Here is a 14,888-nt window from a genome sequence, read left to right on the forward strand (position 1 = left end):
CCTTATTCGTGGTGGTCCTCCCAGTGAACCAAAGATGTGATCAACTTTCCACATCTGTCGGCGCACATTTCCTTTTTTTATTTTCTGATATAAATTTAATGAAATAATGTTTCATTTTATTGAGAGAATACCGAATGTTTATTTTTCATAAAGAAACCACGCTTGAAGATCTGGGTAACGGCGTTACCCGGCGTATTTTGGCTCACGATGGCAAAATGATGGCCGTGGAAGTCAATTTCGAGCAGGGCGCAGTTGGCCCGATGCACAACCATCCGCATGAACAACTCACGTACGTTTTATCGGGTGAGTTTGAATTTACAATTGGGGAAGAAAAGCATGTCGTCAGTGCAGGAGACACCCTGTACAAGCAACCCAATATCATGCACGGCTGCGTCTGTTTACAGCCGGGAACATTGCTCGATACCTTCACGCCGGTGCGCGAAGATTTTCTGCACGAGTAATTTCGCTGTTCTCAAGCCGTGCTACTGAACGGTTTGAGAACACGCTAAAATGCGTACTCAGTTCCCTAAAAATGAATGCGTTACAAGGTGGGGCATTTTCCTTCGATACCAGTTCGCATAAGCGTTAATCACCCAATGCGCCTCGCCATGTGGGCGATTACAGTCACGTTATCTTAATTAACGGTGACGGATCGCCATGACAAAAATGACAACAGCCACTCCACATGACGCAGTCTTCAAACAGTTCTTGTACCATCCCGATACCGCAAGAGATTTTCTGGATATCTATCTTCCATCAACCTTGCGGGAGCTATGTGATCTGCAAACGCTAAAACTGGAATCAGGCAGTTTTATTGAGGATAGCCTGCGAGCCAGCTACTCCGACGTGCTGTGGTCATTAAAAACAAACGAAGGCGATGGGTATATCTATGTTGTTATCGAGCATCAGAGTTCGCCAGACGCTCACATGGCATTTCGGCTGATGCGCTATGCCATGGCTGCAATGCAACGCCATTTGGATGCTGGCCATAAAACATTACCTTTGGTGATACCGATGCTGTTTTATCATGGCGCTCTCAGCCCCTACCCCTTTTCACTCTGCTGGCTGGATGAGTTTGACGATCCCGCATTGGCACGACAGCTTTACTCAGCAACATTTCCGCTGGTGGATATCACAGTAATACCCGATGACGAAATTATGCAACATCGCCGTATAGCACTGCTGGAATTGATGCAAAAACATATCCGCAAGCGTGATTTAATGGGATTAGTGGAACAACTAGTCTCGTTGCTGGCTACGGGATACGCTAATGACAGCCAGCTCAAAACGCTATTTAATTACATGATGCAGTTTGGAAATACGCCTCACGTTGATAAATTTATCCGTGAGGTTGCCCATCGGGTACCACAGCAAAAGGAACGTCTGATGACTATCGCGGAAGTATTGCAACAGGAAGCCAAACAACAAGAGGCATTACGCATTGCCCAGATGATGTTAGCGAATGGTATTAGTCATGAAATTATACTAAAGATAACCGGGCTGTCTGCTAAGGATCTCCTCGCCAGGCAGGCGGCTCCACATTGAAATAGGTAGCAATGGGAGCCCGATAATCAATTGATCTATCGGGCTTCCTGCTCACTTACACCCCAATATCTCTTAACTTCTCGCCAGCCATCAGCTTACGTTCGATATGCTCAAGCGTAACATTTTTGGTTTCAGGAATAAGCCAGAAGGTAATACCAATAAATACGACGTTCAGTGCGGTATAAAGCCAGAACGTACCGGCTGCGCCAATGCTGTCGAGCAGCGTCAGGAACGTTGCACCAATGATCATGTTCGACACCCAGTTGGTGGTGGTGGAGCAGGTAATACCAAAATCACGGCATTTCAGCGGCTGAATTTCCGAACACAGGATCCACACCACCGGCGCGGCGCTCATCGCATAGCCTGCAATACACATCATCGTCATGCCAACTGACAGCCAGGATAGTCCACTGGAAGCCGTGCCGTTATCAAACTGCATCAGGCAATATCCGAGCACCAGCGTCCCGATGGCCATTACGCTGAACCCAATTTTCAGCGCCGGTTTACGTCCTGCTTTGTCGACTGTGAAGACGGCAATAAAGGTAGCGAACATAAACGTTAAGCCAACCACCAGCGTGGCAATCATCTGCTGCTCTGTGGTGGTAAAACCCGCCATTTTGAAAATGCGCGGCGCGTAATACATGATGATGTTCATCCCGGTGAACTGCTGCATCGCCTGCAACAACATCCCAAGGAAAACCGCGCGGCGCACGTTACGGTTAATTTTAAACAGCGCCCAACCACCCTGCTTCAGCTTCAGGCTTTCACGGATTTCGTTCAGCTCATCGCGGGCCTTTTCTGACGTATCGCGCAGCATGCGCAATACTTCTTCTGCTTCAATGTGGCGACCTTTTTCCGCCAGCCAGCGCGGGCTGTTGGGCAGGAACACAACCAGGATAATCAGTAACACCGCCGGAAGCGCCAGCACGCCCAGCATAGCGCGCCAGTTACCGCTGTAGCTAAACGCCGTATCAGATAAAAAGGCCAGTACGATCCCCAGCGTTACCATCAGTTGATACATGCTGATCATCTTGCCGCGCACGTTCTCACTGGCCATTTCGGAGAGATAGAGCGGCGCGGTGTAAGAGGCGATCCCCACCGCAACGCCCAGTACCACGCGGGCAAAAATGAGCATTTCTACGCTGGAGGCAAACGCCGAGCCCAGAGATCCGACGACGAAAAGGATCGCCCCCGCCATCAGACTGTATTTACGTCCCAGGCGGAATGACAGCCAACCGTTAAACAGCGCACCAATTGCCGCGCCCAGCATCATGCTGCTGACCACCCACTCCTGCAGGCGGCTGGTCAACACAAAGTGATCGGTGATGAAAGGCAACGCGCCGGCAATTACGCCGATATCCAGGCCGAATAACAACCCTGCGACAGCCGCAGAGATAGAAACAAACATATTCATACGTCGCGTATCGCGCACTGGGCGCGGCGCTAAAGCAGCATCATTATTTATTGAGACCATTTTTTCCTGCCAGATACAGAGTAACCATGCCATTGAAAGTAAGGGATCCCTTGCAGGAAGCGTCAGGCGGGAAACGGCAAAAACATGGATAAAATTGCTGCACCACATCGTTATGTGATGGATATTCCAATTTTAAAATTTATCGCTAATTACTCAATTAAATTTAATGCACTGATATTAAAGAGTATTAATTATTGACAACCCATATATATATAATTATGTATGGATTAATTTATAAACAGAATATGGACTAAAATAACTTAACACCAAAAAAAACCCTGCCATTGGCAGGGTTTGTTGATGCTGGACGGTAAATTAACGCGCCAGCCACCCACCGTCGACCGCAACGGTATAACCGTTAATGTAGTCAGATGCGCTGGACGCCAGGAACACTACTGGCCCCATCAGATCGCTTGGCAGACCCCAACGGCCCGCCGGGATACGATCGAGAATTTCGGCGCTACGCTGCTCATCAGCACGCAGTTGCTGCGTGTTATTGGTCGCCATATAACCCGGCGCGATCGCGTTGACGTTGATGTTATGTTTTGCCCACTCGTTGGCCATCAGACGGGTGACGCCCATTACGCCGCTTTTAGACGCGGTGTAAGACGGCACTCGGATGCCGCCCTGGAAGGAGAGCATAGAGGCGATGTTGATAATTTTGCCGCCATTACCCTGCGCGATAAAGTGCTTCGCCGCCGCCTGAGACATGAAGAACACGCTCTTAATGTTCAGGTTCATCACGTCGTCCCAGTCTTTTTCGCTGAAGTCGATAGCATCGTCACGACGGATAAGACCGGCGTTGTTGACCAGAATGTCGATATGACCGAATTCTGCGACCGCACGCTCCAGCAGTGCCGGAATACCATCAATCTGACGCAGATCGGCGGTCAGGCTTAAAAAACGGCGGCCCAGGGCAGTAACACGTTCGATGGTTTCAGTCGGCTCAACAATGTTGATACCCACGATATCGCAGCCCGCTTCAGCCAGACCCAGCGCCATACCCTGACCCAAACCTGTGTCACAACCGGTCACAACCGCGACTTTACCTTCAAGAGAGAATGCATTCAAAATCATTGTAAATCCTTAATTTTTTATAATGCCCGCCGCAGCAGGCACGGCAGTCGCCCGCAACTAGCGCAGATCTTTTACTGCAACATGGTCCATATCATCAAAGACCTGGTTTTCGCCGACCATGCCCCAAATGAACGTATACGCTTTTGTGCCGACGCCGGAGTGAATAGACCAGCTTGGAGAAATCACCGCCTGCTCGTTGTGCATCACAATATGACGCGTTTCCTGAGGCTGCCCCATCATGTGGAAGACGCAGGTATCTTCTTCCATATTGAAGTAGAAATAGACTTCCATACGACGTTCATGGGTATGACACGGCATGGTGTTCCACAGGTTACCCGGTGCCAGTTCAGTCAGACCCATGCTCAACTGGCAGGTTTCCAGAACATCCGGCACAAAGTATTTGTTGATGGTACGACGGTTACTGGTGAGGTTATCGCCCAGCGTGACTGGCGCAACGTCGGCTGGGGTCACTTTTTTGGTTGGATAAGTCATGTGTGCCGGCGCGCAGTTATAATAGAACTTGGCGGGTTTTGCAGGGTCAATGCTTGCAAAAACAACTTCTTTTGCCCCTTTACCGACATACAGCGCGTCGCGATGGCCAATTTCATAGCACTGGCCGTCAACGGTAATCGTGCCCGGGCCGCCGATATTGATCACACCCAGCTCACGACGTTCGAGGAAATAGGTTACGCCCAGCTGTTTGCCGACTTCGCCACCCACAGAGACGGTTTTGCCAACAGGCATAATGCCGCCAACAATGATGCGATCGATGTGGCTGTAGACCATGGTGTATTCATCTGCGACAAACACTTCTTCTACCAAAAACTCATTACGCAGCGCCTGGGTATCCAGGGTTTTCGCATGCGCACTATGGATGCTTTGTCTTACGTCCACATTTACCTCCAGTGATAAATTGACCGTGAATTCTTGAGCGATAGCAAAACGCCGTTCCGTTTTACCTAATGTGTTCATGATATCCCTCCCGGGACGGGTTTTCAATTATAACTAAAACGATGTTTCACTTTTTCCGCATCTTATTATCAAAAGTGTAAGTGCGATCACGCCAGCGCGTATAAATAGCGAAATAGGTTTAAATAAAATCATTGAATAACAATAAGATAAATTTATTCATTCACTAGAGGTGGGGATAAAAAATGGAAAATTCAGCCGAGTTTATAGGCCGATAAGACACCTTTTCTAACAAAGTGCGCAGTTAATCACATGAAATGAAACAATGTTTTGATAAGTTGACTGTGTTTAGAGTGTATGTTTCTGTAACTGGCCTTGCCCTCCTGCTGGAGGGCTTTTTTACAGGTGCAGGGAAAACACTTAGAAAGGCGTTTAAGACGGTAAATGTAAGATCGTTAATCTCGTTCGATAGCGAGTGCCACCCCCTGGCCGCCGCCGATACATAACGTTGCCAGCCCTTTATGCGCCCGACGCTTCACCATTTCATGTACCAGTGAAACCAGAATCCGGCAGCCTGATGCGCCAATCGGATGACCGAGCGCAATGGCTCCGCCGTTCACATTCACCCGACGCTCGTCCCATTCCAGCATTTTCCCAACGGATAATGCCTGCGCGGCGAAGGCTTCATTGGCTTCAATCAAATCGACATCCGCCAGTTGCCAGCCGACGCGCTCAAGGCAGCGACGCGTCGCGTATACCGGAGCTATCCCCATGAGCGCAGGATCGACACCGACGCTGGCAAAGGCGCGAATGCGCGCCAGTATGGGTAAATTCAGCGCCTGCGCTTTGGCTTCGCTCATCATCATCACCGCGGCAGCGCCATCATTGATAGATGACGCGTTGCCCGCCGTGACCGAACCGAGTCTGTCGAAGGTAGGATCCAGACGCGCCAGCCCTTCGGCGCTGGCATCGGTGCGCGGCTGCTCGTCGGTATCCACCACAAAGGATTGCCCATTACGCTGGGTCACTACCGGCACGATCTCATCTTTAAAGCGCCCGGCATCAATTGCCATCCGCGCTTTGTGCTGCGAATGAAGCGCGTAGGCGTCCTGTAATTCGCGGCTGATACCATATTCCCGTGCCAGATTTTCAGCGGTAACACCCATATGGTAGTCGTTGAAAGCATCCCACAGCCCGTCATGTACCAGGCTGTCGACTAGTTGGCTGTTCCCCAGCTGTGCGCCGGTGCGGCTATCCGTAAGGACATGCGGGGCGCGGCTCATATTCTCTTGCCCGCCCGCAATCACAATGTCGGCTTCGCCGCACTGGATAGCCTGGGTCGCCAGATGCAGCGCTTTCAGGCCCGAACCACAGACATCGTTAATGGTGATGGCGGAAACGGTATTGGGTAGCCCACCATTGATGGCAGACTGACGCGCCGGATTCTGCCCGGCACCTGCGGTAAGCACCTGACCGAGGATCACTTCATCCACGGCGTGAACGTCCACGCCCGTGCGTTCCAGTAACGCCCTGACTACCATGCTGCCTAATTCAACGGCAGAGTGGCGCGCCAGCGTCCCCTGGAAGCAGCCAATCGGTGTCCTTAACGCCCCGACTATCACAACCTCTTTCATCACCACCTCAGCGCAAAATAACACCGCAATAGTAGATGATTGTTAAAAAGAGTTATCAAGGTTGTTTAAAAACGGTGATTTTTATCACAAAGGAAATTCGTATCATTTATTGGTCATCTGAACGCCACTCTGCTGTAAATGGTCGCGCAGCCAACTTCCCGCCACGCCTGGCGGGGATTTCTTATTCCACAACAGATCGATAGAGATAGCCTTTGGCCAACCGGGCAGCGTCAATGGAACCAGCGGCTTTTCTGCGGCAAATTCTTCTACCAGCGCGCAAGGCAGCGCGCACCAGCCGAATCCCTGAACCGCCATACTCAGCAGCAACAAATAGTTGGGAGCAGACCACACAGGGCCGCGCGCCACGTTGGTACGGCTTTCCAGATAGGTGTTCAGACGCAGCTCGCGCCAGGTATGCAGCTGTTCCCACTGCAGTTTTTCCTGCGCCGCCAGCGGATGCGAAGCCGCAACATATAATCCCATCCAGGTTTGCATCGGCAGGCGCGTGACGCCCATGTCGGTCGGGTAATCCTCCCGCGCTTCGATCAACCCCACCTGAGCACGTCCTTTTTGCAGCAGATCGATCACGTCCTCGTCTTCACCAATCAGACATTCAAACTCGGTATGGGGAAACTTACGGTCAAACTGCACCATCAGTTCTTCCAGCACATCCGGATGCAGCGTATCTGACAACACGAAGGTCAAACGCGCTTCCGTTTCACCCGACAGCGAAATCGCCGCTTCGTCCAGACGATCGCTCGCTGACAGAATGGCCTGCACATAACCCAGCACCCGCTTACCTTCTTCGGTCAGCGTTGGCTGGCGTGATGAACGGTCAAACAGCGCAAAACCAAGGTCGGCTTCCAGATGCGCAATGGCCGTACTGATGGTGGACTGGCTTTTGCGCAGCCGCCGGGCCGCAGCAGAAAATGAGCCGCAGGAAACGGTCTCTACAAATGCCGTTAACGCTTCAGGAGAGTAACGCATGAACTATCTACTTTATCGATGGATACTATCTTTTAGATATCACATAAAACGATAAAATTGCCACCATTCCGTTATTCGGGCATCAAAGAAGGTTTTAGGTTATGCAACACGATACAGTCCAACGTCGCTCGTTAATGGAGCGCATTTTTCATGCCGTCTGCTTTGAAGGCATTGCCACCGCTGTTCTCGCACCAACCACCGCATGGTTGATGCAGCGCTCGGTACTGGAAATGGGCGGGCTGACCATTCTGCTGGCAACGACAGCAATGATCTGGAATATCATATATAACGCCCTGTTTGACCGCTTATGGCCGTCACATCTGGTGAAACGTACGGCTAAAGTACGCGCATTCCACGCGTTAGGTTTTGAGAGTGGTTTTATTGTGATCGGGGTGAGCATCGTGGCGTATGTGCTGAACGTCAGCCTGTTTCAGGCATTCACGTTGGAAATAGGTTTCTTCCTGTTCTTCCTGCCGTACACCATGTTCTATAACTGGGCATATGACACGTTACGCGAGCGTGTTATGAAGCGTCGCCAGCAGCGCGTTACTGCCTGATAATTCAAACAATAGCCGGAATTTTCTCAATTCCGGCTATTCATCCATTCACCAGCCCACTTGTTCACACCTCCCCCAGCCCCTCTCATTTGTGGTAAATTGCGCTTCTTTTTGTTTATTTTATAGTTGATACGTTCAAATAATGTCGAAATTTTGGTCAAAAGAAGAGACTCTCTGGAGCTTCGCACTATATGGGACTGCCGTCGGCGCAGGAACCCTCTTCCTTCCCATACAGCTGGGTTCTGCAGGCGCGGTGGTACTGTTTATCACCGCACTCGTCGCCTGGCCTTTAACCTACTGGCCGCACAAGGCGCTGTGCCAGTTTATTCTGTCGTCAAAAACCTCTGCAGGTGAAGGGATCACCGGCGCGGTCACCCACTACTATGGCAAGAAGATAGGCAGCCTGATCACGACGCTTTATTTTATTGCCTTCTTTGTGGTGGTGCTGATCTACGCCGTGGCGATAACCAATTCACTCACCGAACAGTTGGCAAAACATATCGAGATTGATCTACGCATACGCATGCTGGTAAGTCTCGGCGTGGTACTGGTGCTGAATTTAATTTTTCTGATGGGTCGCCAGGCCACCATCCGGGTGATGGGCTTTCTGGTGTTCCCGCTCATCGCGTATTTTTTATTCCTTTCGCTCTACCTGACCGGAAGCTGGCAGCCAACGCTACTCACCGGCCAGATGTCTGTCGATCAGCACACGCTTCATCAGGTTTGGATATCTATTCCCGTGATGGTTTTCGCTTTTAGCCATACGCCAATTATCTCCACGTTCGCCATTGATCGACGTGAGAAATATGGCGAGCAGGCCATGGGTAAATGCAAAAAAATCATGAAGGTAGCCTACGTCATCATCTGCCTGAGCGTGCTGTTTTTCGTTTTCAGCTGTTTGCTTTCGATTCCGACAAACTATATCGAGGATGCAAAAAATGAAGGCGTGACCATTCTGTCAGCACTATCGATGATGCCAAACGCGCCGGCCTGGCTGTCAATCTCCGGGATTATTGTTGCCGTCGTGGCGATGTCAAAATCGTTCCTCGGCACCTACTTTGGCGTAATTGAAGGGGCGACAGAAGTTGTAAAAACGTCGCTGCATCAGGTAGGTGTGAAGAAAAGCCGGGCCTTTAACCGCGCCCTGTCCATTATGTTGGTCTCAAGCATCACGTTTATCATCTGCTGCATTAACCCGAATGCCATTTCAATGATTTACGCGATCAGTGGGCCGCTGATTGCCATGATTCTGTTTATCATGCCGACATTGTCTACCTATCTGATCCCGGCGCTGAAGCCGTACCGATCAGTGGGGAACCTGATAACGTTGATTGTCGGTCTGCTGTGTGTATCTGTGATGTTTTTTGGCTAAATGACGTTATCAACGGCTCATTCATCAGTGTGTGGATGAGCCGTTAAACTGACTTATTTGATGTACGAATCCAGCACTTTCAGGACAACGTCCAAATCCTCTTCACGCTTTATTTCATCGCCCTGATGCACAATGTGCTCGGTCAGATGACCTTTAATCACTTCGCGCATTAATCCATTTACCGCCCCGCGGATCGCCGCTATTTGCTGCAATACCGCCGCGCATTCATGCGGTTCATCCAGCATGGTTTTCAACGCCGCTACCTGCCCCTGAATCTTACTGGTTCGGGCTTTCAGCTTCTGTTTGTCGCGGATCGTATGTGACATAACTTTACCTTTTTAACGTCTGGCTGTAGCGACAATACCATCGACATTCTACTGGGGGGTAGTATTTGATACTGGGGGGGAGTAGAATCCGGTGAAACAAAACAACTAAGAATCATTCTCATGGGTGAGTTTTCGACGCTTCTTCAGCAAGGCAACGCCTGGTTTTTCATTCCCAGCGCGATCTTATTGGGCGTGTTACACGGTCTGGAACCGGGGCATTCCAAGACAATGATGGCGGCCTTTATTATCGCCATAAAGGGGACTATCAAGCAGGCGGTGATGCTGGGGCTGGCGGCTACCCTGTCGCATACCGCTGTGGTGTGGTTGATTGCGCTCGGCGGGATGTATATCAGCAAAGCGTTTACAGCCCAGGCCGTGGAGCCCTGGCTGCAGTTTGTCTCGGCGATAATTATTCTCGGGACCGCATTCTGGATGTTCTGGCGGACCTGGCAGGGAGAGCAGAACTGGCTGGCCCAGACGCATCACGACCACGATCACGGGCATCACCACCACCATGATCATGACGATCATCACCACCACCATCATGACCACGATGACGATCATCACCATCACCATGACCACGATCATAACCATGCCGCGTTAGCAGGGCTGAGCGAGGGTTCGAAAGAGTATCAGGACGCGCACGAACGCGCACATGCCACCGATATTCAGCGCCGCTTTGCGGGCAAAGAGGTCACCAACGGCCAAATTTTATTGTTTGGCCTGACCGGCGGGTTAATCCCGTGTCCTGCGGCCATTACGGTACTGCTGATTTGTATCCAGCTCAAAGCCTTTACGCTGGGGGCAACGATGGTGCTGTGCTTTAGCCTCGGGCTGGCGATAACGCTGGTAACGGTGGGCGTGGGCGCGGCAATCAGCGTGCAGCAGGCGGCCAAACGCTGGAGCGGATTTAACACGCTGGCACGCAAAGCGCCCTATTTTTCCAGCGTGCTCATCGCGATGGTCGGCGTATATATGGGGATTCACGGCTATATGGGGATCGTCGGTTAATATATGGGAGCGCAGCAGCGATAGCCGCTGCGCGTAGAACCAGGCTAGCTTGCGACATTCCCCCACACCAGTTGCCCTTTATGGAAGGTCGCAGTGCGTGGGGAGATTCGCGCGACCGCTTCCGCCGAGCAGGAGGCATCCACCAGCACAAAGCTGGCTTCATCCTGCGCTTTCGGCCAGACGCGCTCACCTTTATCGTTAAGCGGCAGCACATCACCGGTAGCGAGAAACAGCGCCCGCGACAGGTTGAGTTCATTCGGGCGAATATAGAGCTGCGCGTACAGATTCGCCTTCTCCAGCATGTCTCCCAGGCCGTACGGCGACCAGTGGTCAATCACGCTGTCGGTGCCGGTAATCACTTCCACGCCTTTGTCGCGCAGCTGTTTTAGCGGCATGTGCATCGTGCCAATCGGCACCGTCGAGGCAATGGTAATTTGCTGCGCCGCCATGCGGGCTGCCAGTTCATCCACCTGCTGCTCGTTCAGCGTAGACAGCGCAAATGCATGGCTGATGGTCAGTTTTCCCTTCAACTGCGGGGTTTTCTCCACCGTTTCTACCATGTAATTCACCGCCGCCACGCCCGCCGGACTGGTTTCATGCAGATGGATATCCACGCCTTTGTTGTAATCGAGCGCAATCTGGAACATGGTATCGAGTGATTTTTCCATCGCGCCGTCGACGCTGGTTGGGTCCAGACCGCCGACATACTGCGCTCCCGCCTGCATCGCTTCACGCATTAACGGTTCAGATTTTGATAACAGCAGGCCATGCTGCGGAAACGCCACGATTTCGCAGGCAAAACCCGGCTGGCGACGCGCCAGCACCGCCTGCAGGTTCTCCAGGTTTTTCAGTCCGGAAACCGGTTCGATATTGCAATGACTGCGGGCAATCGAGGTGCCTTTTGATTGCAGCAGATCGATAAGCTTTTCCGCCCGCTCCTGGGTATAAGGCTGGAGTTCAGGCAGCAGCTTTTGCTCCAGGCGGATCATATCCTGAATGGTGGTGCCCGCCGGACGGTTCAGCGAACGCCAGGGACCGCCGTAAAAGGTTTTATCCAGATGGATATGCATGTCGCGCATGGCGGGCAGCATCAGCTTTCCACCCGCATCGTAGTGCGGCAGCGCCGCATCCGGATGCTGCTTATTCTCGCGCAGCGCAACAATTTTCCCGTCCTGGATTTCAACGGTTTGCAGCGCGGTACGGGTATGTACCACCACCGAGTTTTCGTAATCAAACCCCGCTTCCAGCAGGACGTTATCCAGGTAATAGTGCTTATCGTTAATCGTCATTGTGCTCTTCGACCCGCAGGTGTTCCCGACAGGATTAGCAGCATACGCGACCGGGGCGACTGCGCCAAACAGCGCGGCAGCAGTGACCATTTTTCCGCTCTGGCTTAAAAATTCACGGCGGCTGTTACTTTCCTTCATTCGCATCTCCTCTCAGGAATGGACAATATGGGTGCCCGTTTCACCGCGCAGTGCGGCGGGCAGGCATTCCGGCGTGGTGATGATTACCCGCTTACCGCCACGCGCAAGGAACGTCAGGCTGGCAACGATTTTGGGTAACATACTGCCCGGCGGGAAGTGACCTTCCTGCATGTAGCGGGTCATCGTTGCGACATCCACCGTATCCAGCGCCTGCTGGTTAGGTTTGCCAAAATGAATACAGACCTGCTCGACGCCGGTGGTGATCACCAGAATGTCGGCGCGGATCTCCTGTGCCAGCAACGCCGTGGAGAGATCTTTATCAATCACCGCATCCACGCTCTGGTAATCCCCGTAATCGCTACGCACCACCGGGATGCCACCACCACCCGCACCAATCACCACAAACCCCTGCTGAGTCAGCGTTTTGATCGCCTCCGCCTCGACAATGCGCTTCGGTTGTGGAGAGGCGACTACCCGACGGTAGCCGCGCCCCGAATCCTCAACAAAGCGCCAGCCCGGATTGACCCGCTGCAGTTCATCACGCTGCACTGCGCTAAAGAACGCCCCGATAGGCTTGGTCGGGTTAGCAAAACCGGGATCGTTTTTGTCGACCTCCACCTGCGTGACCACCGTCACTGCCTTCTGCTCACCGCGCCGCGCCAGACGGTTGTTCAGCGCCTGTTGGATCAGATAACCGATCCCCCCCTGCGTATCGGCGACGCAGTTTGCCAGTGGGGTAAGCGGCAGCCCTTCGCGCTCGTGCGCGATTTCCGCACGCCGGAGATCCAGCCCTACCTGCGGCCCGTTACCGTGCGTCAGCACAATGTTGTAGTCCGATGCCAGCATCTCCAGCACCGTATCCGCCACCGCCTTCACCGCTTCAGCCTGGTGCTCAATCGACTGGCTGGCGTTATCTTTGATAATGCTGTTGCCGCCAATGGCAACGACCACAAGTTCTTTCATAGTGTTATCTTCCGCTTACAGGCGATTCAGGTCGTTTTCGTCGGTTCCTGCTCAGGCGCAGTCACCGCTTCACGGCTATCAAGAACATGCTTGAGGACAAACATTCCGCTCATCATCAGGTAGGCCACAACAAACATCATCGAGCTGCCCTCAGCAAAGCCAACCGCCGGGGAGTGGATCACGCCAAACAGCGATAGCAGCGCGCCAAAAGCTGCGGCAATCGCCCCGCGCAGCGGCTTATTCATAATGGCGAAGATAGCGACGCAGCCCCACAGCATGCTGGCCAGCGGCGCGCCGCTTCCCAGATGCACCAGTCCGTCGTAATAGACACCTTTGCTGTGCAGCAGGTCACTGCCCAGTTTCCCCGCAGAGGTTCCGGCGGCGCCCATCACGCTGTTAACGATGGTCAATGCCCAGTTGGCAATCCACGGGAACAGACAGATGAAGATGACGGGAACCTCTACTTTGGGTGTTTCTCGTACCACCTGGTTGGCGGTCACCACGCCGATAAACACCAGAATCGGCACTATCGCAGTCATCGGAATAATGGCGAGCATAAACGCGCCCAGCCCAAACAGCGGTACCAGGAACATGGTGATGCCTGAAGCGAGGGTATAGCCGATGCTGGCGCCCATCGCTTTCCAGCCCGCATGCCCAACATACACGGTCACCGGGAACGGATTGCCCAGCATGCAGCCGAGCATGGAGGCAAAGCCGTTCGCCATCATCACCTTACGGGTGTTGTACTCATCCCCCGCCGCGTGCGCACTTTCAATGTTCTCAAGGTCGAAAATGTAGTTCGCCAGACCCAGAGGAACCGCAGAAGCCAGATACGGCAGTGCATGCGGCAAACCTTGCAGGAAGCTGTCGACATGAATTTCCGGCGGGTTGAAGCCAAAGGAAGACATCGACGCTTTAATGGCTTCCGGGCTTTGTAAACCGGAGATCCACGCCAGGGCCGTACCGGCAATCAGCAGCAGCAAACCGGTAGGAATACGGGCAAAAATCGGCTTCTTACCGAACCAGTTAATGAAGATCAGCAACAGGACGATGAAAGAGACGGTCGGCGCTTCGAATGCCTGCAGCATCGGGTTCATCGCCAGCAGCAACAGTCCCAGGCCGGACAGACAAGAAAGCAGTACCGTACGTGGGATCATCTTGCGGATGGTTTCGCCCAGGAAGGAGCCGCCCACCAGGATCAACGCTTCGACAAAGCACCATACCAGTGCTATCTGGATAGCAAAGTTGGCATCTTTGGTTTGCTGATAAACCGGCATCAGTACCAGGAAGGTGACGGTAAAGATTGACGGTGCGCTCGGTCCGGACGGCAGCGCCGTCACGTCTTTACGCCCGGTGTGCTTTGCCATCTGCAGGCCAAACCAGGCGTAGCAGACGCTGGCCACCAGCACCGCCAGACCAAAGGCAGGCGCAATGCGACCATAGACAATTTCGGTAGGGATCCCGACGACAAAAATGAGCAGCCCCATCATTGTCAGCAGGTTAGTCAGGTTGTTGGTCATCAGCCCAAAGTAAGCTGCCCAGTCACCACGTTTCCATTCTAGTTTTATGCTGTTCATGGAATATCCTTAACAGGTTAAGCATCGTT

General features: G+C 52.6%; 14 protein-coding genes. 5 read left to right on the plus strand and 9 right to left on the minus strand.

Annotated features, from left to right (window positions below; all coding sequences use genetic code 11):
• Window positions 1–134: 134 nt before the first annotated feature.
• Complete coding sequence (locus SK32_RS15325; protein ID WP_048213120.1) at window positions 135–461, plus strand: cupin domain-containing protein; 327 nt, start codon at window positions 135–137, stop codon at window positions 459–461.
• A 196-nt stretch (window positions 462–657) separates the two neighbouring features.
• On the plus strand, window positions 658–1,545 hold the full coding sequence (locus SK32_RS15330) for an Rpn family recombination-promoting nuclease/putative transposase (RefSeq protein WP_048213121.1): 888 nt from the start codon (window positions 658–660) through the stop codon (window positions 1,543–1,545).
• A 55-nt stretch (window positions 1,546–1,600) separates the two neighbouring features.
• Here SK32_RS15330 and araE read toward each other — a convergent pair whose 3' ends face one another.
• The 5 genes from araE to SK32_RS15355 all read right to left on the minus strand — a co-directional run bounded on the left by araE (window position 1,601) and on the right by SK32_RS15355 (window position 7,626).
• Complete coding sequence (araE, locus tag SK32_RS15335) at window positions 1,601–3,019, minus strand: arabinose-proton symporter AraE (protein ID WP_003033926.1); 1,419 nt, start codon at window positions 3,017–3,019, stop codon at window positions 1,601–1,603.
• Window positions 3,020–3,334: 315 nt separating this feature from the next.
• Window positions 3,335–4,096 carry a 2-dehydro-3-deoxy-D-gluconate 5-dehydrogenase KduD gene (gene kduD, locus SK32_RS15340; RefSeq protein WP_003033923.1) on the minus strand — a complete coding sequence of 254 codons (762 nt, stop codon included), beginning with the start codon at window positions 4,094–4,096 and terminating at the stop codon, window positions 3,335–3,337.
• A 57-nt stretch (window positions 4,097–4,153) separates the two neighbouring features.
• Complete coding sequence (gene kduI, locus SK32_RS15345) at window positions 4,154–4,990, minus strand: 5-dehydro-4-deoxy-D-glucuronate isomerase (protein ID WP_048213494.1); 837 nt, start codon at window positions 4,988–4,990, stop codon at window positions 4,154–4,156.
• A gap of 470 nt (window positions 4,991–5,460) precedes the next feature.
• Window positions 5,461–6,639 carry an acetyl-CoA C-acetyltransferase gene (locus SK32_RS15350; RefSeq protein WP_005123390.1) on the minus strand — a complete coding sequence of 393 codons (1,179 nt, stop codon included), beginning with the start codon at window positions 6,637–6,639 and terminating at the stop codon, window positions 5,461–5,463.
• A 102-nt stretch (window positions 6,640–6,741) separates the two neighbouring features.
• Window positions 6,742–7,626: a LysR family transcriptional regulator gene (locus SK32_RS15355; protein ID WP_048213122.1), complete on the minus strand. Its 885-nt coding sequence runs from the start codon at window positions 7,624–7,626 to the stop codon at window positions 6,742–6,744.
• Window positions 7,627–7,727: 101 nt separating this feature from the next.
• On the opposite strand from SK32_RS15355, the gene SK32_RS15360 reads away from it, so the two are divergent.
• Window positions 7,728–8,183, plus strand: coding sequence for a multidrug/biocide efflux PACE transporter (locus SK32_RS15360; protein ID WP_048213123.1), 456 nt, complete (start codon window positions 7,728–7,730; stop codon window positions 8,181–8,183).
• Between the two features lie 142 nt (window positions 8,184–8,325).
• Window positions 8,326–9,555: an amino acid permease gene (locus tag SK32_RS15365; protein WP_048213124.1), complete on the plus strand. Its 1,230-nt coding sequence runs from the start codon at window positions 8,326–8,328 to the stop codon at window positions 9,553–9,555.
• Between the two features lie 53 nt (window positions 9,556–9,608).
• On the opposite strand, the gene rcnR is transcribed toward SK32_RS15365, so the two are convergent.
• A complete protein-coding gene (gene rcnR / locus SK32_RS15370) occupies window positions 9,609–9,881 on the minus strand; it encodes a Ni(II)/Co(II)-binding transcriptional repressor RcnR (protein WP_003825567.1) in 273 nt (90 codons plus the stop codon).
• A 120-nt stretch (window positions 9,882–10,001) separates the two neighbouring features.
• On the opposite strand from rcnR, the gene SK32_RS15375 reads away from it, so the two are divergent.
• A complete protein-coding gene (locus tag SK32_RS15375) occupies window positions 10,002–10,892 on the plus strand; it encodes a nickel/cobalt efflux protein RcnA (protein WP_048213125.1) in 891 nt (296 codons plus the stop codon).
• Between the two features lie 44 nt (window positions 10,893–10,936).
• Here SK32_RS15375 and SK32_RS15380 read toward each other — a convergent pair whose 3' ends face one another.
• Genes SK32_RS15380 through SK32_RS15390 form a run of 3 tightly spaced genes read right to left on the minus strand, consistent with a single transcriptional unit; the run spans window position 10,937 to window position 14,859 of the window.
• Complete coding sequence (locus SK32_RS15380) at window positions 10,937–12,319, minus strand: amidohydrolase family protein (RefSeq protein WP_048213126.1); 1,383 nt, start codon at window positions 12,317–12,319, stop codon at window positions 10,937–10,939.
• A 12-nt stretch (window positions 12,320–12,331) separates the two neighbouring features.
• Window positions 12,332–13,282 carry a carbamate kinase family protein gene (locus tag SK32_RS15385; protein WP_048213127.1) on the minus strand — a complete coding sequence of 317 codons (951 nt, stop codon included), beginning with the start codon at window positions 13,280–13,282 and terminating at the stop codon, window positions 12,332–12,334.
• A gap of 26 nt (window positions 13,283–13,308) precedes the next feature.
• Window positions 13,309–14,859: a hypothetical protein gene (locus tag SK32_RS15390; RefSeq protein ID WP_003840986.1), complete on the minus strand. Its 1,551-nt coding sequence runs from the start codon at window positions 14,857–14,859 to the stop codon at window positions 13,309–13,311.
• Window positions 14,860–14,888: the final 29 nt, after the last annotated feature.

The organism is Citrobacter sp. MGH100 (assembly GCF_001034465.1).
Taxonomy (GTDB): domain Bacteria; phylum Pseudomonadota; class Gammaproteobacteria; order Enterobacterales; family Enterobacteriaceae; genus Citrobacter; species Citrobacter youngae.

Coding starts and splice junctions, on each gene's coding strand:
- SK32_RS15325 (WP_048213120.1), top strand. CDS start 135: ATGTTTATTTTTCATAAAGAAACCACGCTTGAAGATCTGGGTAACGGC.
- SK32_RS15330 (WP_048213121.1), top strand. CDS start 658: ATGACAAAAATGACAACAGCCACTCCACATGACGCAGTCTTCAAACAG.
- araE (WP_003033926.1), bottom strand. CDS start 3,019: ATGGTCTCAATAAATAATGATGCTGCTTTAGCGCCGCGCCCAGTGCGC.
- kduD (WP_003033923.1), bottom strand. CDS start 4,096: ATGATTTTGAATGCATTCTCTCTTGAAGGTAAAGTCGCGGTTGTGACC.
- SK32_RS15350 (WP_005123390.1), bottom strand. CDS start 6,639: ATGAAAGAGGTTGTGATAGTCGGGGCGTTAAGGACACCGATTGGCTGC.
- SK32_RS15355 (WP_048213122.1), bottom strand. CDS start 7,626: ATGCGTTACTCTCCTGAAGCGTTAACGGCATTTGTAGAGACCGTTTCC.
- SK32_RS15360 (WP_048213123.1), top strand. CDS start 7,728: ATGCAACACGATACAGTCCAACGTCGCTCGTTAATGGAGCGCATTTTT.
- SK32_RS15365 (WP_048213124.1), top strand. CDS start 8,326: ATGTCGAAATTTTGGTCAAAAGAAGAGACTCTCTGGAGCTTCGCACTA.
- rcnR (WP_003825567.1), bottom strand. CDS start 9,881: ATGTCACATACGATCCGCGACAAACAGAAGCTGAAAGCCCGAACCAGT.
- SK32_RS15375 (WP_048213125.1), top strand. CDS start 10,002: ATGGGTGAGTTTTCGACGCTTCTTCAGCAAGGCAACGCCTGGTTTTTC.
- SK32_RS15380 (WP_048213126.1), bottom strand. CDS start 12,319: ATGAAGGAAAGTAACAGCCGCCGTGAATTTTTAAGCCAGAGCGGAAAA.
- SK32_RS15385 (WP_048213127.1), bottom strand. CDS start 13,282: ATGAAAGAACTTGTGGTCGTTGCCATTGGCGGCAACAGCATTATCAAA.
- SK32_RS15390 (WP_003840986.1), bottom strand. CDS start 14,859: ATGAACAGCATAAAACTAGAATGGAAACGTGGTGACTGGGCAGCTTAC.